The organism is Gordonia sp. (in: high G+C Gram-positive bacteria) (genome assembly GCF_020438995.1).
Taxonomy (GTDB): domain Bacteria; phylum Actinomycetota; class Actinomycetes; order Mycobacteriales; family Mycobacteriaceae; genus Gordonia.
In genome coordinates, this window is sequence record NZ_JAGQTN010000136.1 from 1 (window position 1) to 20,565 (window position 20,565).

Below are 20,565 nucleotides of genomic sequence, written 5' to 3' on the forward strand. Positions count from 1 at the left end.
GTCACCAACCCGTCGGACTGGCCGGAAGGTAAGTCGCGCACCATCTTCGAGCCCATCGTGAAGATGACGATCATCGCGCCGAGCGAATTCATCGGCGCCATCATGGAACTATGTCAGTCCCGGCGTGGCGACCTCGGTGGCATGGACTATCTGTCCGAGACCCGCGTCGAAATGCGGTACACGATGCCGCTCGCCGAGATCATCTTCGATTTCTTCGACGCACTCAAATCGCGCACCCGCGGCTACGCCAGCCTCGACTACGAGGAGGCCGGCGAACAGGAAGCCGACCTGGTGAAGGTCGACATCCTGCTGCAGGGTGAGGCGGTGGACGCGTTCAGCGCCATCGTGCACAAGGACGCGGCCTACACGTACGGCAACAAGATGGCCCTCAAACTCAAGGAACTCATCCCGCGCCAGCAGTTCGAGGTGCCGATCCAGGCGGCGATCGGCTCGAAGATCATTGCGCGTGAGAACATCCGGGCCATCCGAAAGGATGTTCTCGCCAAGTGCTACGGCGGTGACATCTCCCGTAAACGCAAACTGCTTGAGAAGCAGAAGGAGGGCAAGAAGCGGATGAAGACGATCGGTCGCGTCGATGTGCCGCAGGAAGCATTCGTCGCGGCGCTCTCGACCGATCAGTCCGGCGACAAGCCGAAGGGCAAGTGAGATGAATCCCGTTCTCGCGCAGTCGGAACTGCCGCACGGTCTGCCCGATTTCGCGTCGATCTCCGACGATGATTTCCTGCCCGCATTCACCGAGGCGATGGCGACACACCTCGCAGAGGTGGAACAGATCGCGGCCGATCCCGGACCCGCGACATTCGCCAACACCGCCGAGGCGCTGGAGTTGTGCGGCCGGGACCTGGCACGGGTGAGCGGTGTCTTCTTCAACCTCGTCGGCCCGGACACCAATCCGAAACGCAACGAGATCGCCCAGCACCTGTCGACGGCGCTCACCGATCACTTCAACACCATCGCGATGAATCCCGAACTGTTCGCACGTATTTCGTCGCTGCACGAGCGGGCCGATGAACTCGGGCTGTCCGAGCCGCAGCGCCGGTTGCTCGACAAGCAGTACCGCAGCTCGGTGCGGTCGGGGGCCGGACTCGCGCCGGACGGACAGGCACAGATACGGGAGATCTCCTCGCGGCTGGCATACCTGACCACCACGTTCTCGCAGCTTCTCCTCGACGACACCAACGACTCCGCCGTGCTTGTCGACGACGTCGCCGAAGTCGACGGGTTGTCGGCCGCCGAGATCGCCGCCGCCGCCCGGGCCGCCACTGAAGCCGGACATGACGGCAAACATCTTCTGGCGCTGCAACTTCCGACGAGCCAGTCGGTGCTCGCCTCCCTGGCCGATCCCGCACTGCGGCAACGGATTCTCGATGCGTCGGTACGACGATGCCTGCGCGGTAATGATTTCGACACCCGCGACATCGTGTTGGAGATCGTGCGGCTGCGGGCCCGCCGAGCTGAACTGCTCGGCTACCGGACACACGCCGACTACGTGATCGCCGAGGAAACCGCACCCGGCCCCGACGCCGTCGACAAGCTGCTCACCGAGCTGGCCGCGTCGGCGATGCGGGCGGGTTCTTCTGAGCTCGCGCGGCTCAGCGAACTCGCGGGCGGTGCGCTCGGTCCCGCGGATGTCACCTACTGGCTTGCGCAGGAGCGCAAGGCCAATGCCTCGGTCGACCTGAGCGCGTTCACCGACTACTGCGAACTCGACCGGGTACTCAACGACGGTGTGTTCTACGCCGCGGGTGTGCTGTACGGGCTGCGGTTCTCCCCACGCCCCGACCTACACGGCTACCACCCCGACGTGCGGGCGTGGGAGGTCCATGACGATGCCGGCACCAGCGTCGGGCTGTATCTCGGTGATTTCTATGCCCGGCCGTCCAAACGTGGTGGGGCGTGGATGAACAGCATCGTCGACCAGTCGGCCGCGCTGCGCAGCACACCGGTGATCGTCAACGTGCTGAATCTGACCAAACCCGACGCGGGTGAGCCGTGTCTGCTGTCAACCGACCAGTTGACGACGCTGTTCCACGAATTCGGGCACACGCTGCACGGGTTGCTGTCGTCGGTGGAGTATCCGTCGCAATCGGGTACCTCGGTGCCGCGTGACTTCGTCGAATTCCCGTCGCAGGTCAACGAGATGTGGGTGCTGCACTCCGACGTGCTTGCTCACTACGCCCGGCATCACGGTACCGGTGAACCGATTCCCGTCGAACTGGCGCAGGCCGCGCGTGAGGCGGCCAACACCGAAACCGCGCACGGCACTATCGAATATCTGGCGGCGGCAGTGCTGGATCTGGCGTGGCATCGGCTGAGCACCCAGGAGGCCGAAGCGGTCACCGATGTCGAGGCGTTCGAGCGTGGTGCGCTGGTGAAGGCGGGGCTGGCGTCCGATCTCATTCCACCGCGGTATCGCACGGCGTACTTCAACCACATCTTCGGTGGGGGGTACTCGGCCGGGTACTACTCGTATATCTGGTCGGAGATCCTCGACGCCGAGACCGAGCAGTGGTTCCTCGCCGAGGGCGGGTTGTCGCGCGAGAACGGTCGGCGGTTCGTTGAGTCGACGCTCTCGCGTGGTGACAGTGTGGATCCGCTTGTCGCGCACCGGGAACTGATCGGGCGTACGCCGAGTGTCGATCCGTTGCTGCGGCGGCGGGGGCTGGCGGTGGTGTGAACCGCTGGGTGCGGGTTTGAGGTGGGTGCGTCAGGATTCGAAAGGTCACCTGACCCTTCGTGACCCTCGCTCCTCCGTCGCTTCGGCCTCAGGGATCAAGAAGGTGTCCGCTCGTTCGTTGCTTCGGTCTCTGGGATCAAGAAGGTGTCCGCTCGTTCGTTGCTTCGGCTTTAGGGATCGAGGAGGTGTCTGTTCGTTCGTTGCTTCGGCTTCAGGGATCAAGAAGGTGTCCGCTTCTCACTGCTTTGGTCTCGGGGATCAAGATGGTGGGTGGACGTAGGATTGCGATCAGGATGAATGAAAGTTCCGCACGGATGCGGACCGGCGAGGTGAGATGGCAGTGACGGCGTTCCTGGATTGGTGGGACGGTGTCGAGGAGTGGCTGACCGGACTGTCGTTCGTGCCGCAACTGCTGGTGACCCTCGTCGTGGTGGTGCCGTTGGCCGTCGGGGCCGCGGTGGTGCTGAATCTGCTGGTAGAGGCGATGACCGGTCTTGTCGACCGGCGGCGGTTTCTCGACGACGATGGGACTGGGCTGTAGCTGATGATTCGTTCGCGTGTGACGATGGCGCTGCTCGCGCTCATTATTCTGGTGATCATCGCGTGGCTGATCACCCGCTGAAACCCCAGGTCAGCAGGGTTCGGATCAGCGTGATTGCAAGGCGCCTCCCGACGCTCTGACATTGCTAGCTTGTATCGGCATCAGTCTTCATGGCTCCCGACGGGGGAGTCGACCATGCCGGTGAGGAGAGCAATGAACAGAAGGGCCAGATCATGGCGTGCCATGGCGACCGGACTGGTCGCGCTCTGCGCGGCCGGCACCGTGACCGCCTGCGGCGGCGGATCGACCGACGAACCCGGTGGTGAGGACATCTCCAGCGGCAGCCAGCACATCAACCTTGTTGCGTACGCCGTCCCCAAGGCCGGATTCGACCTGATCATCCCGGCCTTCAGGGAAACCGATGAGGGGCGCGACGTGGGATTCTCCCAGTCCTACGGGGCGTCGGGCGACCAGTCCCGCAAGGTTGCGCGCCGGGTTCCCGCGGACGTCGTCAACTTCTCCGTCGAACCCGACATCACCCGCCTCGTCAAAGAGGGCGTCGTCGACAAGGACTGGCAGGACCAGGCGCCCAACAAGTCGACGCCGTTCGGTTCGGTGGTCGCGCTGGTGGTACGCAAGGGCAACCCCAAGAACATCAAGGACTGGGACGATCTGCTCAAGCCCGGTGTTCAGGTGGTCACCCCCAACCCGGGCAGCTCGGGTTCGGCGAAGTGGAACCTGCTCGCCCCGTTCTCGGCGAAGAGCAACGGTGGCCGAGACGTGCAGGCCGGCCTCGACTACGTGAGCGAGCTGATCCGCAATCACGTGACCGTCGTGCCCAAATCGGGCCGCGAAGCGACCACCGCATTCGAGCAGGGCCAGGGCGACGTGCTGATCAGCTACGAGAACGAAGCGATCATGCTCGAACGGCAGAACGCGACGTCATCGAAGAATCAGCAGGTCGACTACGTGCTGCCGCCGCAGACCTTCAAGATCGAGAACCCGGCGGCCGTCGTGAACACCTCGGACCATAAGACCGCGGCCAAGGCATTCGTCGACTTCCTGTTCACCCCCGAGGCACAGCGGCTCTGGGCCAAGCAGGGGTTCCGGCCGGTGGTACCCGAGGTCATCGCAGAGACGGCCGACCAGTTCCCCGGCCATATCGAGAAGCTGTGGACCATCGACGAGATCGGCAAGGTGCTCGGTGAAGGCACCGCGGCCAAGAACGACGGCAAGGACCTGACCGGCTGGAAAGCGGTCGACGGCGCGCTCTTCGGCTCCAAGGGCGCCATCACCAAGATCTACAACTCCGGAGGGCGACAGTGAGCATCGCAACCGAACACACACCCACGGGCGCGGGCGCACCCGGGGGATTCCTCGGCCGGTCGCGCACCTTCAGCGGTGTGTCACCCGCCCAGATCGGTGTCGCCTGGCTGTGGCTCAGCGTCATCGTGCTGCTGCCGCTCGCCGCGATCACCGTGCAGTCGTTCGACAACGGCTGGAGCGGCTTCTGGGACGCCATCACCGACGACGCCGCGATCGACGCACTGACGATCACCGTATGGGTCTCGCTCGTCGTCGCCCTGATCAACGTCGTCTTCGGCACGCTCATCGCCTGGGTGCTGGTGCGTGACGAGTTCCCCGGCAAGGCATTCGTCAACGCGATCATCGACCTGCCGTTCGCGCTGCCGACAATCGTCGCGAGCCTCGTGTTGCTGTCGCTGTACGGACCCAACAGCCCGATCGACATCCAGCTCAACGCCACCCAGCCCGCGCTGGTCATCGCGCTGACCTTCGTCACGCTGCCGTTCGTGGTGCGGCAGGTGCAGCCGGTGCTACTCGAACTCGACAGAGACGTCGAGGAGGCCGCGGCGGTGCTCGGCGCCAGCAATGTCACCACCTTCACCAAGATCGTGCTGCCCGCGTTGCTGCCGTCGATCCTCACCGGTGCGGGCCTCGCCTTCACCCGGGCGATCGGCGAATTCGGGTCGGTGGTGCTGATCGGTGGCAACATCCCCGGCGAAACGCAGGTGGCATCCCAGTACATCCAGCAGCAGATCGAGGTCGACGAACCGGTCAACGCCGCCGCCATCTCGGTGGTCCTGCTGGTCATCGCGTTCATCGCACTGCTCATCCTGCGGATCGTCGGCAGGCGGCAGTCCGTCCGAGAGGAGAAGGACCAGTGAAAATCGCTCCCTGGGTCCGCTTGAGTTTGCGGACCGTCGCCCTCGTCTACCTGTTCATCCTGCTCGTGGTACCGGTGTCGCTGATCTTCTGGCGCTCCTTCGAACACGGCTTCGGCCAGTTCTGGGACTGGATCACCACCCCCGCCGCCATCTCGGCGCTGCAACTGAGTCTGATCATCGTCGCGATCGTGGTGCCGCTGAACGTGGTCTTCGGCATCGCCACCGCGCTGGCCCTCGTCCGTGGCAAGTTCCCCGGCAAGGGTTTCCTGCAGGCTGTGGTCGACCTGCCGTTCGCGGTCTCGCCCGTGGTGGTCGGCGTAGCGCTGATCCTGCTGTGGGGACACGGCGGCTGGTTCGGTGGTATCGAAAGCCTCGGCTTCCGCATCATATTCGGCTTCCCCGGACTGGTGCTGGCCACCATCTTCGTGACGCTTCCGTTCGTCGTCCGCGAGGTGGAGCCGGTGCTGCGCGAGATCGGTACCGAACAGGAACAGGCCGCCGCCACCCTCGGCGCCAACGCCTGGCAGACGTTCTCGCGCATCACCCTGCCGGCGATCCGCTGGGGCCTGACCTACGGCGTGGTGCTCACCATCGCGCGTTCGCTCGGTGAATACGGCGCTGTAACCATGGTCTCGTCCAACTTCCCGGGCGTCTCGCAGACGCTGACGCTGTTGGTGCACTCGCGGTACACCGACGACTACAACGAATTCGGCGCATACGCCGCGGCGACACTGCTGATGTTCGTGGCCATTCTGGTGCTGGTCGCGATGACCTTCATCGAACACCGCGCCAAGGGCCGCATCGCGGAGGCGAGCCAGTCCTACACCGCCAAACCCGGTACCGCCGGGTCGGCGGACCCGACAGAATCCGCCGCATCGGGCGGCAACAATTCCTCCGCCGGCACAGCGGTTCTCGCAGGGGCCGCCGGCTCCAAGGAAGGTGTGTGACATGTCCATCCAGGTGATCGGCGCCAACAAGCGCTACGGAGATTTCGCCGCACTCGACGATGTGTCGATCGAGATCCCCGACGGCTCGCTGACCTCGCTGCTCGGACCGTCGGGCTCCGGCAAGTCGACGCTGCTGCGGGCCATCGCGGGCCTCGACTCCCTCGACTCGGGCACCGTGGTGATCAAGGGCAACGACGTGTCCACCGCGTCGCCGCAGAAACGCGACATCGGTTTCGTGTTCCAGCACTACGCCGCGTTCAAACACCTCACCGTCCGTGACAATGTGGCGTTCGGGCTCAAGATCCGCAAGCGCCCCAAGAACGAGGTCGACGCCAAGGTCGACGAGCTACTCGAGATCGTCGGGCTCGCCGGTTTCCAGAAGCGTTACCCGGCACAGCTTTCCGGTGGTCAGCGCCAGCGTATGGCGCTGGCCCGGGCACTGGCGGTCGATCCGCAGGTGCTGCTGCTCGACGAACCGTTCGGCGCGCTCGACGCCAAGGTCCGCGACGACCTGCGAAAGTGGTTGCGCCGCTTGCACGAAGAGGTGGGCGTGACCACCGTGCTGGTGACCCATGACCAGCAGGAGGCACTCGACGTGTCCGACCGGATCGCGGTGCTCAACAAGGGCCGCATCGAGCAGGTCGGTTCACCCGACGACCTGTACGATCGCCCGGCGAACGAGTTCGTCGCATCGTTTCTGGGGCAGACCGTCCGGCTCAATGGAGAGTTGGTGCGCCCGCACGACATCCGCATCGGACGCAACCCCGAACTGGCGCTCCCGGCCGCCGACGCCGCGCTCGACACCGGCATCATCAAGGCCACCGTCGACCGTGTGGTGCACCTCGGTTTCGAGACCCGCGTCGAACTGACGTCACTCGCCTCAGGTGAGGAGTTCGCCGCACAGATCACCCGCGGTGACGCCAACGCGCTGAACCTTGTGACCGGAGAACAGATCTACGCCCGCGCGACGAAGGTTCCCGCGCTGACGGCGGTCTGATGGGTGAAGTCACGAGGGGGTTGCGTCAGACGTGTGTCTCGCTGGACCCCTCGTGACCCTCGCTCCTTCGTCGCATCGGCCTCGGGGATCAAGATGTGGTCCTCGATGTCGGCGGCCGCCGACCATTACGCCGACACGCCTTTGTCGCATCGGCCTCGGGGATCAAGATGCGGTCCCCTTGCTTCTTCGAGGCTTCGTTGGGGGAGTCCATCTTGATCCCTGAGGAGCGGGTGCGCGAGCTTGCGAGCCGGCCGCGTCACGAAGGGTCCGGTGAGTCGACCGCATGACTCGAACCGGTGATCGCGGCGGCCACGTCGGCTGGGCGTTCCCAGTGCAACATGTGACCGGCGTCGGGGAAGTCGATGCGTTCGACATCCGGTGCCGCAGCCGCGATCACGTCGGCGATCAGGCACATGTCGTCGGCGTCGCGGGCGCCGCTGAGCAGGGTCGTCGGGGTGCTGAGTGCATGCAGTCGTTCGGCGTCGGGGAGTTCGCGACGCTGGTCGTCGCCGAGCCATTGACGGCCGGCGAAGCGGTTCAACGCCATTCGCAAGTCACCGGCGACCGGGGTTTCGCGGACCGCATCGAACATGGGGTGCGTCCACCAGAGGTCGCGGGCGCCGTCGATGTCACCCGCCTGTACGAGTGTGGCGACGTCCTTCCAACGCGCTCGCCAGTCGCGGGACCACCGCCAGGCGGTCAGTGCCGGACTGATCAGCACCAGTCCCGACACCCGGTCGGGGTGGTTGAGTGCGGTGTTGACGACGATCGCGCCACCCATCGACACCCCCACCAGCACCGTCCGGTCGATGCCCTGGGCGTCGAGAACGGCGATCAGGTCGTCGGAATGGGAGAACTCCACGCCGTCCGGCCCTGTGGACTCCCCGAAGCCACGCAGGTCGTACCGCAGCAGCGGCAGATCGTCGGGCAGTGCCCGGACCAGCACATCCCAGTCGCTTCGATCGCCTGCCATACCGTGTACCAGCACCACGGCCGGTGACTCGGAACCTTCTCCCGCCAGCCGTGCGCCATCGACGTCGACGATGAATTGCCGCATGCACGTCAGAGTAGTGGTGTGGCCATCGACGCGGTGAATGCCGTCGCCTCACGGCACAAGAGCAGGCGCGGTTCCGTCCGGGAGCCGAAGAATGCTGAAGTGCCTGCGATCCAGAGTCGCGATCGTCCGGGTTTGATACGCATCCGCGAGAACGATGTTCGAGGCGTCGGTGATGCCGATCGGTATGTCGGCGTACTGCTTGACGATCGACGACGCGGTCGTGAACCGGGCGATGTCGAACGTCGCCAATTCCCAGGATCCCGAGGACAATTCATCGAGAACCAAAGCCTCGGCCCGTGATCCGTGCCTGGTCAACACGATGTAGTCGAGTTCGGCGACCACGAACGGCGATACCACGAGCGGCTCACTCGTGGATTCGACGGCCTCCGAGACTGCCTCATGGGTGGGTTCTGAGCTGTCGAAGAATGCCAGGAGAGCGCTGGTGTCGACGATCACTGACCGAAGCCGTCGGCGAGTAGATCATCGACCCGGTCCGCGACCGGATCGCCGCTCGCGAACAGACCACCGCGGGGGCGGCGACGAGTCTGATCGGCGAGGGAAGACCGCAGTGCCTGACGAATGACCTCGGCTTCGGACAGGGACTGACGACGCGCTTCGAGTTCGATGGCACGTTTGAGATCGTCGGGAAGATAGAGCGTCGTCTTAGCCATACCATACATGGTACCACCGGTGGTGCTGTGAGTGGGTGCAGGCGATTGCCGCAGGCAAGTCGACATAGTGGTCCACGTCGGCTGATGCGTCCCAGTAAATTGAACCGCGGGTTTCCGGCGTCTGGCGGTGACTTTCGGCGACAGTGATGGAGTGCGGAATGGCGATGGGGTTCCGTGTCGGCGTGCCCGGAATGCGGGTGCGGGTGTCGACACGGGGAGTGCGCGCTTCGGTGGGTCCGCGTGCCGCGCGGGTGCATTTCGGTAGCGGCCGCACCAGAGTCTCCACCGGGTTCGGGCCGTTCTACGCCTCGCAGTCGGTGGGCGGACGGTCCCGGGGGCGACGGAGTACCAGTACCCGGCGCACACACCGGCCCGGTGCGTCACCGGCGCAACTGGCGCGCGCGGCACGTGCTGCCGAGCGGGCAGCACAGCAGGCTGAGCGCGATGCTGCCATCGCGTCGCTCAACCAGTTGCACGCGTCGTCGACGACCGTTCATCTCGACGACTGGCCGCCCGCGGTCCGTCCGGAGATACCCTTGCCGCCCCCGCTGAATATCCACGCCGTGCAGGCGCAGATGACCGCGGAACTGTTGCGTGGGGTGGGCAGGTTCGCCCGATCGCAACGTGCCGCGGCACGGGAGCAGGCCGCGGCAGCGGCGAGTGCGTACTGCGTGGAGGAGACCGAACGGACGTCGCTGATCTATCAGTCACTGGTGGCCTCGGCCGGGGATTGGTGGGATGCCCTGTGCCGCAACGAGGAGACCACCGTCATCGAGGCTGTGAACACGGCGTTCGCGGACAATCCGGCCGCCGGATGCGCCGTCGGGGTGGACGGGGCGACGCTGTCGATCGTGATGAGACTCCAGGACATCGAATCGCTCCCTGACAAGATGCCGAGCACCACCGCGGCCGGCAATCCGACGCTCAAAGCCCTCACCAAACGCGACAGAACCGCTTGGTGGCAGCACATCCTCGCCGCCAACCTGGCAGCAACCTGCCGGGAGGCGTTCGCCGTCGCACCAGCGATCATGACCGCCAACGTCGTTGTCATCACGCGGTTTCCCGATCGCAGGCTCGGTGTGGTGGCGTACGGCTCCTGGGACCGCCGCATCGTAGAATCCACACCCTGGCGCACCGCTGATGACGCGTTCCGGATTTTCGACATCGGTGTGGACGTGCAGTCCAGTATCCGGCTGACGGTCTCCGGTAATGTCTCGTCGACGCTGAAACCGCTGAATACCAATGGCATTCCGGGACTGACCGAACTGATCGCCGGTGCCGACGACGAAGGATTGGGCGGCGCGGACGCTTCCGGGCTCGCCGGACTCGACATCGCCGTCAGCGAGGCAGCGAACCCCGAAACCCCTTTCGGCGAGGACCTCCCGGATCCATATCTGCTCACACCGTGCACGGACTGGCTGGCCGCGAGATCCGGTGCAGCACCGGCACCGTCGCCTGCTCCGGATGGCGACAATCCGCCTGCGGAACCGGAATGCGTCACCATGACGGCCGGTCAAAGCAGCGTGCTCCCGGACTCGGCTGTCGAGTCGCTCGATACCTATTTCGAGTTCGCGGGCGCCGACGCCGATCTCAGTCTGCTGCTCGTCGACCGCACCGGGCAGGTCCGCGGGGATGCCGACTTCGTCTTCTACAACCAGCCCGCGACACCGGACGGTGCCGTCCGGATCAACGGAAAGTACGCCACCGCAACAGGAATGGGGGAATCGGGGACGATCCACCTGGCCGCGGTGCCCGCCGCGGTGGCCCGGGTCCTGGTGGTGGCGACGATGGACACCGAGGCCGGTCACGGATTCGGCGCATTGACCGATCACGGCGCGGGCATCGTCAGTTTCGGTATCCGCTGGACGTTCCGGCCCGTGCTGGAACCGGTCATCCGGGCCGCAATCCTGTTCGAGATCTATCGGCACACACCCGGAGGTGGGCGCGAACAGTGGAAGGTCCGCGCGATCGGCCAGGGCTGGAGCGACGGATTGGCAGGACTTGCCCGCGACCACGGCGTCGACGTCGACGACTAGGGCGCCACCGTGCCGGTTCAGGAGTACCTGAACCCTCCCGAGAGTATTTCGTCATCGCGGGTGCCGCCGCCGATGGCGTCGGCATACAGCTCGACGACGGTGTCGACCACGTCGGGGTGTGCGCCGAGGGGACCGGCGACGAGGGCGTCGGGGCACAGGCGATCTAGTGCGGTTTCGACGCGTTCGGTGAGCAGACCGGCGGACAGGAAGTACGGGCTGAGCACGATTCGTTCGGCGCCGGCCGCCTTCAGCCTCCGAACCGAACTCCTGAGGGCGTTGTCGCGGGAGCCGAGTTTGGTGGCGAACACGACGTCGACGGGCCGGTGCAGGAGCGTCGAGAGTTCGATGGAGCGACGGCGGGCGTGGCGGTCGGCACTCGCGTCGGACGAGCCGACGGCGCAGAGAAGTACGCCGTCATCCTCGCGCAGGCCCGCTTCGGCCAGGCGATCAGCGAGGGCGCCGGTCAGCGAATGCGAACCGATCACCGGGGTCTGGACCACGCGCTGCCCCGGGCGGGCATTGTCGACGACGATCGCCGGCAGATCGATCTTGGAATGGAATCCCTCGGCGAAAAGCAGCGGGACCACCACACAATCGCCGGACCGGGCGATCACCGTGCCGATGGCCGGATCGTTGAGATCCAGGTACGACAGTTCGACGTCGATACCGGGCATCGCCGCGGCGACCGCCGACCGTACTCGCCGCGCGGTGGCCGCGAACCGGGGATCACGGCTGCCGTGCGCGACGAGCACCAGTTTGGGAGAATGCACAGCAGGTCAGACGAGTTCGGCTTCTTGCAGGTGCAGCGGCGACAGTGCGTCGCCCACCAGACCCGCGGCCAGGGTGTTGCCGCCCTGCGGGTCGATCAGCAAGAAGCTGCCCGACTCCCGGTTCACCTGATAGTCGTCGGCGACGATCGGCTCGGCGGTCTGCACCGAGATCCGGCCGATCTGGTTGAGCTCCACCGTGTTCGGAGCGTCGACCAGCGTCAGGTTCTGCTCGTCGAACAGCGCGTCGAGCCCGCCGACGATCGCCTGCGTGGTGCGGGTGCCGTGCTTGAGCAGCAGTCGGGCGCCGGGACGCAGTGGCTTCTCGGCGAGCCAGCACACGGTGGCGGTGAACTGCTGAATCGGTTCCGGCGCGTCGGCAGCGGAGGCGATCACGTCACCGCGGGAGGCGTCCACGTCGTCGGCGAGGAGCAGGGTGACGCTGCGGCCGGTGTGCGCGGTGGCCAATTGGCCGTCGGGCGTGTCGATCTGACTGATCGTGGTGCGGGTGCCCGACGGCAGGATGACCACCTCGTCGCCCACCGACACCCGGCCTGCCGCGATCTGCCCGGCATAGCCGCGGTAGTCGGGGTATTCGGCGGTGCGGGGACGGATGACGTACTGCACCGGGAACCGCAGACCCACCTGACGGCGGTCGGTGACATTCGGCACGGTCTCCAGATGCTCGATGAGCGTCGGGCCGTCGTAGTACGGGGTGCGGTCGGACTTGATGGCCACATTGTCGCCGTGCAGCGCCGACACCGGGATCTCGATGACCTGATCGTCGGCCCAGCCGAGCGAGCGGGTCAGCTCACCGAACTCCTGCGAGATCTGTGCGAACACCTCGGCGGGATTGTCGACGAGGTCGATCTTGTTGACGGCCAGAACCAGTTGCGGCACACCGAGAAGCGCCATCACCGCGGCATGCCGGCGGGTCTGCGAGACGACTCCGTTGCGGGCGTCCACCAGCAGGATGACCAGCTGCGCGGTCGACGCGCCGGACACGGTGTTGCGGGTGTACTGCACATGCCCGGGGGTGTCGGCGAGGACGAACGAGCGCTGTGGGGTGGCGAAGTAGCGGTAGGCCACGTCGATGGTGATGCCCTGCTCACGTTCGGCGCGCAGACCGTCCACCAGCAGCGACAGGTCGGGACCGTCGAGGCCGCGGTCCACCGAGGCGCGCACGACGGCGTCGATCTGGTCTGCCAGAACGGATTTGGTGTCGTAGAGCAGCCGGCCCACAAGGGTGGACTTGCCGTCGTCGACGCTGCCCGCCGTGGCGATACGCAGCAGGTCGGGATGGTGTTTCATCAGAAGTATCCTTCGCGTTTGCGGTCTTCCATGGCGGCCTCGGACACGCGGTCGTCGCCGCGGGTGGCGCCGCGTTCGGTGAGTCGGGACGCGGCCACCTCGTCGAGGACGGCCTCGTTGGTGTCGGCGTCGGAAAGGATTGCGCCGGTGGTGGATCCGTCGCCGACGGTGCGGTAGCGCACCTTGCGGGTCTCGACGGTCTCGCCCTCGCGGGGGCCTCCCCACGAACCGGAGGTCATCCACATGCCGTCGCGCTCGTACACCTCACGCTCGTGCGCGTAGTACAGCGGTGCGAGCAGCACCTGCTCGCGGGCGATGTACCGCCAGATGTCGAGTTCGGTCCAGTTGCTCAGCGGGAACACACGCACGTGTTCGCCCGGTGCGTGCCGGCCGTTGTACAGGTTCCACAGTTCCGGACGCTGACGCTTGGGATCCCACTGGCCGAAGGCGTTGCGCAGGGAGAAGATCCGCTCCTTGGCGCGCGAACGCTCCTCGTCGCGGCGACCGCCGCCGAACACCGCGTCGAACCGGTTCTCGGTGATCGCGTCGAGCAGTGGGATGGTCTGCAGCGGATTGCGGATGCCGTCGGGGCGCTCCGTCAGCCGGCCGTCGGCCAGGTATTCCTCCACCGACGCCACGTGCAGCCGCAGATTGTGCCGCTCGACGATCTCGTCGCGGAACTCGATGATCTCCGGCAGGTTGTGGCCGGTGTCCACGTGCAGCAGCGCGAACGGCAGCGGTGCGGGCCAGAAAGCCTTGAGCGCCAGGTGCAGCAGGACGGTGGAGTCCTTGCCGCCGGAGAACAGGATCACCGGACGCTCGAACTCGCCGGCCACCTCGCGGAAGATGTGAATGGCCTCGGATTCGAGTGCGTCCAGGGTGGTGAACTCGTCTTCCGGTACCTCGTCGATAAACACGTCGGCGCCTGCTCTGCTGGTATCGATGGTGGTCATGCGTGCAGCCCACATTCTGTCTTGGCGCGGCCGGCCCAACGGCCACTGCGCTTGTCGGATCCGGGTTCGGGTTTGGCCGTGCACGGTGCGCAGCCGATCGACGGATAGCCTTCGTCGACAAGAGGATTGACGAGGACGCCGTTGGTGTCGATGTAGTCCTGCATGACCTCGTCCGACCACGGGGCGATCGGGTTGATCTTGACCAGCCCGAAACCTTCGTCGAACGAGATCAGCGGGGCATTGGCCCGGGTGGGTGCCTCGACGCGGCGGATGCCGGTGATCCAGGCATCGTAGCGGGCCAGATTCGCCTTGAGCGGCACCACCTTGCGCAGCCGGCAGCATTCGGCGGGGTCACGGGAGAAGAGGTTGCGGCCCAGCAGCGCGTCCTGCTCGGCGACCGTATGCTCGGGGTGGAGATTGACCATCTCGACGCCGTACACCTGCTCGACCGCGTCACGCGTGCCGATGGTCTCCGCGAAGTGGTAGCCGGTGTCCAGGAACAGGACTTTGAGCTGGTGCCCGTCGAGCAGTTCGGTATCGACATGCTTGGCGGCCAGGTCGACGAGTACCGCGTCCTGCATGTTGGAGGCCACCACGAAGTTGTCACCGAAGGTGGTTGCCGTCCAAGCGATCAGCTCCTCCGGTGTGGCATCGGGGCCGAGTTCGACCGCGCCCTGCTCGGCTATTGCGCGGAGTTCGTCCTCGCTGTGCCGACGCCCGGTGCGGGTGATCGTTCCGGTGGTCATCGCAATGCCTCCTCATCCGCGCGAACGGCCCACTGCGCGAACCGTTCACCTTCTTCACGCTGCTCGACGAAATTGCGGACGACCCGATCGATGTAGTCGCCCATCTCGGCGGAGGTCACCTTGTGCTGGCGGAGCTTGCGGCCGAAACCGGAGTCGAGGCCGAGGCTTCCGCCCAGATGAACCTGGAAACCTTCGGTCTGGCCGCCGTTGTCGTCCTCGACGAGCTGACCCTTGAACCCGATGTCGGCGATCTGCGACCGTGCGCACGAGTTGGGGCAACCGTTGATGTTGACGGTGATCGGGACGTCGAGCTTGTCGTTGATGTCGGCCAGGCGTTCCTCGAGCTCGGGCACCAGATCCTGTGATCGCTTCCGGGTCTCCACGAACGACAGTTTGCAGAACTCGATCCCGCTGCACGCCATGAGATTCCGGCGCCAATTGGACGGACGGCCCGAGAGACCGTATCCGGCGAGTTCTTCGATGAGGGAATCGACCTTGTCGTCGGGAACATCGAGCACGATGAGCTTCTGGTAGGGCGTGAACCGGATGCGGTCCGAACCCACGCGCTCGGCGGCGTCGGCGACGGCGGTGAGCTTGGTGCCCGATACCCGGCCCGCGATGGCGGCGAAGCCGACGGCATTGAGGCCGTTCTTGAGTTTCTGCACACCGACGTGATCGCGGGGGGCCTTGAGCGGCTCGGGCGCGGGGCCGTCGATGAGCTTGCGGCCGAGGTACTCATCCTCCAGGACCTGCCGGAACTTCTCGATACCCCAGTCTTTGATGAGGAACTTCAGTCTGGCTTTGGAGCGCAGCCGCCGGTATCCGTAGTCACGGAAGATCGAGCACACACCCTCCCACACGTCGGGAACCTCGTCGAGCGGCACCCAAGCGCCGACCCGCTGGGCGAGCATCGGATTGGTCGACAGGCCACCGCCCACCCACAGGTCCAGGCCCGGGCCGTGTTCGGGATGCACCACGCCGATGAAGGCGACGTCGTTGATCTCGTGCGCCACGTCCTGCAGGCCCGAGATGGCGGTCTTGAACTTACGCGGCAGGTTCGAGAGGTTCTTGTCGCCGATGTAGCGGCGCACGATCTCGTCGACCGCCGGAGTGGGGTCGAGTACCTCGTCGACGGCCTCGCCGGCCAGAGGCGAACCGAGGACTACGCGGGGGCAGTCGCCGCACGCCTGCGTGGTCTTGAGCCCGACGGCCTCGATGCGTTCCCAGATGGTGGGGACGTCCTCGACGCGGATCCAGTGGTATTGGACGTTCTCGCGGTCGGACAGATCGGCGGTGTCGCGGGCGAACTCGGTGGACAACTGCCCCAGGGTGCGCAATTGCTCGGCCGACAGGGCGCCGCCGTCGCAGCGGATCCGCATCATGAAGTGGTTGTCTTCGAGAAGGTCGATGTTCTCGTCGCCGGTCCAGGTGCCGTCGTAGCCTTCGCGGCGCTGGGTGTAGAGGCCCCACCAGCGCATCCGGCCGCGCAGATCCTGCTTGTCGATCGAATCGAAACCGTTCTTGGCGTAGATGTTTTCGATGCGGGCACGCACGTTGAGCGGGTGGTCGTCCTTCTTGACCTGCTCGTTGGGATTGAGGGGCTCGCGGTAGCCGAGCTTCCACTGGCCTTCGGCGCGGCGCTTGACGGGGCGGGGCGCACGGGCCGGCGCATCGCCGTTCGCGGCCGCGGCACGAGGCGTTCGGGGAGTACGGGTCCGGGGTGCTGCCTCGCCGTCTGCGCCGGCGCGGGGTGTCCGTGGGGTCCGCGCCCTCGGGGTGGCCTCACCGTCGGCGGCGGGGCGGGGCGTGCGGGCACGGACCGGAGTCTCACCGTCGGCGGTTGCAGGACGCGGAGTGCGGGCACGGACCGGCGTCTCGCCGTCGGCGGCGGCGCGCGGCGTGCGCTGACGGACGGGCGTGTCGCCGTTCGACGTGGCGCGGGGGGTGCGAGGGCGGGTGCGAGGCCGGGCTCCGGCCGCGGCAACCGTATCCGTGTGTGTGCCGTCGGCGGGTTCGGTGCCTTCGGAGGGGTCGGTGTTATCCGAGGCCGTGAGGGCATCCGTGGTCGACGTCATGAAGTCTCCTGTAGGCGCGCAGCGCCGTGTCAGTCACGATCAAATGGGCTGAAGATCACGTGGCGGCATCCCGCGAGCGGGGACAGTTCGGGGCCGGGAATCCGTGGCGGTCAATCGCTGGTGCGGGATCCGCAACGGTCACACGTCGTCTAAGGACGACAGGATGCGCTGGCTACGCGCTTGAGATCAATGTGGCGACGCATCGTCAGCCACACCCCGGGTGAAGTCACGCCCTCCATCGTGCCACGCGAAGCCCCGTCGCGTCTACTTGGGCTTATTTTTCCTCACGATGAGGTAAAAGCCGGATTGTGGATAGTCGCAGGACACGGCGCATGATGGGCGGGTGAGTTCCACCTTCGACGCCGCCACTGTATCGGTGGCGCCCGCGGTCGCGTCGGCATGCCGGTCGGCCGACTCGTCGACAGGATTCGGGCTCTACCTTCACGTGCCGTTCTGCGCCTCACGCTGCGGCTACTGCGACTTCAACACCTACACCGCAGGCGAACTCGGATCATCGGCGTCCCCGGCATCATGGCACGAGGCGGTCGCCCGCGAACTGGACATCGCCGCAGCCGTCCTGACGCCGACCCGGCCGGTGTCGACGATATTCGTCGGCGGCGGTACCCCGTCGCTGCTCGGTGCGACAGGCCTGACCCGGCTGCTCGATGACGTACGAAGAAGTTTCGATCTGGCCCCGGGTGCGGAGGTGACCACCGAATCCAACCCTGAGTCGACATCGCCGGAGTTCTTCGCCGGTCTGCGCGAGGCCGGCTACACCCGTATCTCACTCGGCATGCAGTCGGCGGCACAGCACGTGCTGGCCGTCCTCGACCGCAGGCACACCCCCGGACGTGCCGTCGCCGCGGCCCGCGAGGCACGCGCCGAAGGCTTCGAGCACGTCAACCTCGACCTCATCTACGGCACCCCCGGCGAGTCCGATGACGACCTGCGGGCCAGTCTCGATGCGGTCCTGTCCGCGGGCGTCGACCATGTGTCGGCGTATGCGCTCATCGTCGAGGACGGCACCGCACTGGCCCGGCGGGTGCGTCGCGGTGAACTGCCCGCCCCCGACGACGATGTGCTGGCGAACCGCTATCAGCTCATCGACGCACGCCTGGCCGGTGCCGGACTGCACTGGTACGAGGTGTCGAACTGGGCGTCGGGCCCGGACTCGGTGTGCCGGCACAACATCGCCTACTGGGACAGCGCCGACTGGTGGGGGATCGGCCCCGGCGCCCATTCGCATGTCAACGGTGTGCGCTGGTGGAACCACAAGCATCCCGCGCGCTACGCCGGCACGCTGGCCGACGGCGTCCTGCCTGTCGCCGACAGTGAGACGCTCGACGACGAGGACCGCCACACTGAACGCCTGATGCTCCAGATCCGTTGCCGCACAGGCCTACCCAAGGATGACCTGGCAGGGCATGAGCTCTCGAGGGCCGACGTCTTCGTCGCGGACGGCCTGCTGGAAGCGACCCCCACCCACCTGATCCTCACCGACGCCGGGCGCCTTCTCGCCGACGGCATCGTCCGCGACATCCTCACCGCGTAACCGTTCCAGGTAATCAACTCATAAGCGGTAGCCCCCGCCGGCTATGAGGTGCGAGCCGGCTCGGTCGCTGGGCGACCTCGCGCCTCAACCGGCAAGAGGTGCTTTCGTCGTAACTGCCGTATCGGATGTCGAGTATTGAACTTGAAGGTGGATTCAACTACGGTGTGGGAATGCAGGTTGACGGCAGTGTGGCTGTGGTGACAGGAGCAGGTGGCGGTATCGGGGCGGGGATTGCCCGGGCACTGGTGGCCAGTGGGGCGAAGGTGGTGCTCACCGACCTCAACGAGGACGGCGTCAGCGAAGTCGCGGCCAGCCTGCCTTCGGATTCGGCGGTGTTCGCCTCCGGTGATGCGGGTTCGGTGGAGCACATCGACGAGGTGGTCCGGCTCGCCGAGAGCACCTTCGGGCCTGTCGACTTCTACTTCGCCAATGCCGGCATCGGCGGCGGACCGGGGCTGCAGGCGACCGAGGAGCAGTGGGACGCCGCGTTCAATGTCAACGTGATGGCGCATGTGCGGGCGGCCAAGCGTCTCGTTCCCGGATGGGTCGAACGGGGCAACGGCTATTTCGTCAGCACCGCGTCGGCGGCCGGATTGCTCACTCAGCTCGGGTCGTCGACGTACGCGGTCACCAAGCACGCGGCGGTCGGATTCTCCGAATGGCTCAGTGCCACTTACGGAACCCGCGGCGTGAAGGTGAGCTGCCTGTGCCCGATGGGCGTCGACACGAACCTGTTGCGGCCCAATGAACCGGCCCCCGCGGGCTCCGACGAGGAACTGATGCAGCGGGCGGTGACCTCCGCCGGGCGGGTGCTGACCACCGATGAGGTGGCCACCGCGGTTCTCGACGCCATCGCCGACGAACGCTTCCTGATCCTGCCGCACCCCGAGGTCCTGGACATGTACCGGCACAAGGGAACCGACTACGACCGCTGGTTGCGCGGGATGCAGCGCTACCAGAGCACGCTGATGAGCTGAAGAAACCAACGAGGATCTGGAGACGACGTGGACACACTTTTCGAGCCGTCCGAACGCGCCGAGGGCTACCGGCAGCGACTGCTGGCATTCATGGACGAGCACATCTACCCCAATGAGTCCGTCTACGAAGAGCAGATGCGTGAGCTGGCGGCGGCGGGCAACCCGCACGCCACCCCGCAGATCCTGCTGGATCTCAAGAAGAAGGCAAAGGCCGCCGAACTGTGGAATATGTTCCACCCCTACGCCGAATGGGGGCCGGGACTGACCAACCTGGAGTACGCGCATCTGGCCGAGATCACCGGCCGCGTGCCGTGGTCGCCGGAGGTGTTCAACTGCAATGCCCCCGACACCGGGAACATGGAGGTGTTCACCCTGTTCGGAACCGACGAGCACAAGGAGAAATACCTCAAGCCGCTGCTCGACGGTGAGATCGCCTCGGCCTTCGCGATGACCGAACCGGCCGTCGCCAGCTCCGACGCCACCAACGTGGAACTTCGGATGGAACGCGACGGCGACGAGTACGTGCTCAACGGCCGGAAGTGGTTCGCCTCCAACGCTGTTCGTCCCGACTGCAAAGTGCTCATCGTGATGGGCAAGACCGATCCGACCGCGCCCACGCATCGTCAGCAGTCGATGATGGTGGTGCCGATCGACGCCCCCGGGCTCACGATCCTGCGCAACCTGTCGGTGTTCGGCTACGTCGACCGGGAAAGCCACGGCGAGTTGATCTTCGACAATGTGCGGGTGCCGTCCAAGGACGTCCTCAAAGGTGAGGGTGAGGGATTCGCGATCGCGCAGGCACGCCTGGGCCCGGGTCGTATCCATCACTGCATGCGCGCCATCGGTATGGCCGAACGCGCGCTGGAATTGCTGTGCAGGCGTGCGGTGTCGCGTACCACGTTCGGTGCGCCGCTCGCCGACCGCTCCAACATCCAGGACTGGATCGCCGAGGCGCGCATCGAGATCGAGATGGTGCGGCTGCTCACCCTCAAGGCCGCCTACATGATGGACACCGTCGGCAACAAGAAGGCTGCCACCGAGATCGCCGCCA

General features: G+C 66.0%; 19 protein-coding genes and 1 pseudogene. 11 read left to right on the forward strand and 9 right to left on the reverse strand.

What is annotated here, in order from left to right; all coding sequences use genetic code 11:
• The 7 genes and pseudogenes from KDB67_RS10515 to KDB67_RS10545 form a co-directional block, all read left to right on the forward strand.
• Window positions 1–666: pseudogene (locus tag KDB67_RS10515) on the forward strand (elongation factor 4); the annotation flags it as partial.
• A gap of 1 nt (window position 667) precedes the next feature.
• Entirely contained in the window at window positions 668–2,698 is a 2,031-nt protein-coding gene (locus KDB67_RS10520) for a M3 family metallopeptidase (RefSeq protein ID WP_291015561.1), read from the forward strand.
• 340 nt (window positions 2,699–3,038) lie between these two features.
• Window positions 3,039–3,239, forward strand: coding sequence for a hypothetical protein (locus KDB67_RS10525; RefSeq protein WP_291015582.1), 201 nt, complete (start codon window positions 3,039–3,041; stop codon window positions 3,237–3,239).
• 243 nt (window positions 3,240–3,482) lie between these two features.
• Window positions 3,483–4,565 (forward strand): sulfate ABC transporter substrate-binding protein, encoded by a 1,083-nt coding sequence (locus KDB67_RS10530; RefSeq protein WP_291015563.1) that lies wholly within the window; start codon window positions 3,483–3,485, stop codon window positions 4,563–4,565.
• Window positions 4,562–5,425: a sulfate ABC transporter permease subunit CysT gene (gene cysT / locus KDB67_RS10535; RefSeq protein WP_291015564.1), complete on the forward strand. Its 864-nt coding sequence runs from the start codon at window positions 4,562–4,564 to the stop codon at window positions 5,423–5,425. Before KDB67_RS10530 ends, cysT begins: the two co-directional genes overlap by 4 nt.
• Complete coding sequence (gene cysW, locus KDB67_RS10540) at window positions 5,422–6,372, forward strand: sulfate ABC transporter permease subunit CysW (RefSeq protein WP_291015565.1); 951 nt, start codon at window positions 5,422–5,424, stop codon at window positions 6,370–6,372. Before cysT ends, cysW begins: the two co-directional genes overlap by 4 nt.
• 1 nt (window position 6,373) lies before the next feature.
• Window positions 6,374–7,369, forward strand: coding sequence for a TOBE-like domain-containing protein (locus KDB67_RS10545; protein WP_291015566.1), 996 nt, complete (start codon window positions 6,374–6,376; stop codon window positions 7,367–7,369).
• Between the two features lie 256 nt (window positions 7,370–7,625).
• Here the strand turns inward: KDB67_RS10545 and KDB67_RS10550 are convergent, their stop codons facing one another.
• Genes KDB67_RS10550 through KDB67_RS10560 form a run of 3 tightly spaced genes read right to left on the reverse strand, consistent with a single transcriptional unit; the run spans window position 7,626 to window position 9,097 of the window.
• Entirely contained in the window at window positions 7,626–8,426 is an 801-nt protein-coding gene (locus tag KDB67_RS10550) for an alpha/beta fold hydrolase (RefSeq protein ID WP_291015567.1), read from the reverse strand.
• A gap of 48 nt (window positions 8,427–8,474) precedes the next feature.
• Window positions 8,475–8,882, reverse strand: a complete 408-nt coding sequence (locus KDB67_RS10555) for a PIN domain-containing protein (RefSeq protein WP_291015568.1) — start codon at window positions 8,880–8,882, stop codon at window positions 8,475–8,477.
• Window positions 8,879–9,097, reverse strand: a complete 219-nt coding sequence (locus KDB67_RS10560) for a CopG family transcriptional regulator (RefSeq protein WP_291015569.1) — start codon at window positions 9,095–9,097, stop codon at window positions 8,879–8,881. The genes KDB67_RS10555 and KDB67_RS10560 overlap by 4 nt, the downstream gene beginning before the upstream one ends.
• 158 nt (window positions 9,098–9,255) lie before the next feature.
• On the opposite strand from KDB67_RS10560, the gene KDB67_RS10565 reads away from it, so the two are divergent.
• The gene (locus KDB67_RS10565) at window positions 9,256–11,133 is read left to right on the forward strand and encodes a TerD family protein (protein ID WP_291015571.1); all 1,878 of its coding nucleotides are present in this window, start codon (window positions 9,256–9,258) and stop codon (window positions 11,131–11,133) included.
• 17 nt (window positions 11,134–11,150) lie between these two features.
• Here KDB67_RS10565 and KDB67_RS10570 read toward each other — a convergent pair whose 3' ends face one another.
• From KDB67_RS10570 to KDB67_RS22400, 6 genes are all read right to left on the reverse strand, one after another.
• Entirely contained in the window at window positions 11,151–11,903 is a 753-nt protein-coding gene (locus KDB67_RS10570) for a sirohydrochlorin chelatase (RefSeq protein ID WP_291015573.1), read from the reverse strand.
• A gap of 6 nt (window positions 11,904–11,909) precedes the next feature.
• Window positions 11,910–13,211: a GTP-binding protein gene (locus tag KDB67_RS10575; RefSeq protein ID WP_291015574.1), complete on the reverse strand. Its 1,302-nt coding sequence runs from the start codon at window positions 13,209–13,211 to the stop codon at window positions 11,910–11,912.
• Complete coding sequence (cysD, locus tag KDB67_RS10580) at window positions 13,211–14,164, reverse strand: sulfate adenylyltransferase subunit CysD (protein ID WP_291015576.1); 954 nt, start codon at window positions 14,162–14,164, stop codon at window positions 13,211–13,213. The genes KDB67_RS10575 and cysD overlap by 1 nt, the downstream gene beginning before the upstream one ends.
• Window positions 14,161–14,910, reverse strand: coding sequence for a phosphoadenylyl-sulfate reductase (locus KDB67_RS10585; protein WP_291015577.1), 750 nt, complete (start codon window positions 14,908–14,910; stop codon window positions 14,161–14,163). The genes cysD and KDB67_RS10585 overlap by 4 nt, the downstream gene beginning before the upstream one ends.
• Window positions 14,907–16,985, reverse strand: coding sequence for a nitrite/sulfite reductase (locus tag KDB67_RS10590; protein ID WP_291015578.1), 2,079 nt, complete (start codon window positions 16,983–16,985; stop codon window positions 14,907–14,909). The genes KDB67_RS10585 and KDB67_RS10590 overlap by 4 nt, the downstream gene beginning before the upstream one ends.
• A 149-nt stretch (window positions 16,986–17,134) precedes the next feature.
• Window positions 17,135–17,224, reverse strand: coding sequence for a putative leader peptide (locus KDB67_RS22400; protein WP_366852097.1), 90 nt, complete (start codon window positions 17,222–17,224; stop codon window positions 17,135–17,137).
• A 137-nt stretch (window positions 17,225–17,361) separates the two neighbouring features.
• Here KDB67_RS22400 and hemW point away from each other — a divergent pair, with 137 nt between their 5' ends.
• The 3 genes from hemW to KDB67_RS10605 all read left to right on the forward strand — a co-directional run.
• Window positions 17,362–18,537, forward strand: coding sequence for a radical SAM family heme chaperone HemW (gene hemW, locus KDB67_RS10595; protein ID WP_291015583.1), 1,176 nt, complete (start codon window positions 17,362–17,364; stop codon window positions 18,535–18,537).
• 170 nt (window positions 18,538–18,707) lie between these two features.
• Window positions 18,708–19,514 (forward strand): SDR family oxidoreductase, encoded by an 807-nt coding sequence (locus KDB67_RS10600; RefSeq protein ID WP_291015580.1) that lies wholly within the window; start codon window positions 18,708–18,710, stop codon window positions 19,512–19,514.
• 90 nt (window positions 19,515–19,604) lie between these two features.
• Window positions 19,605–20,565: acyl-CoA dehydrogenase family protein (locus KDB67_RS10605; protein WP_291015585.1), on the forward strand; the 961-nt coding region annotated here is incomplete at its 3' end.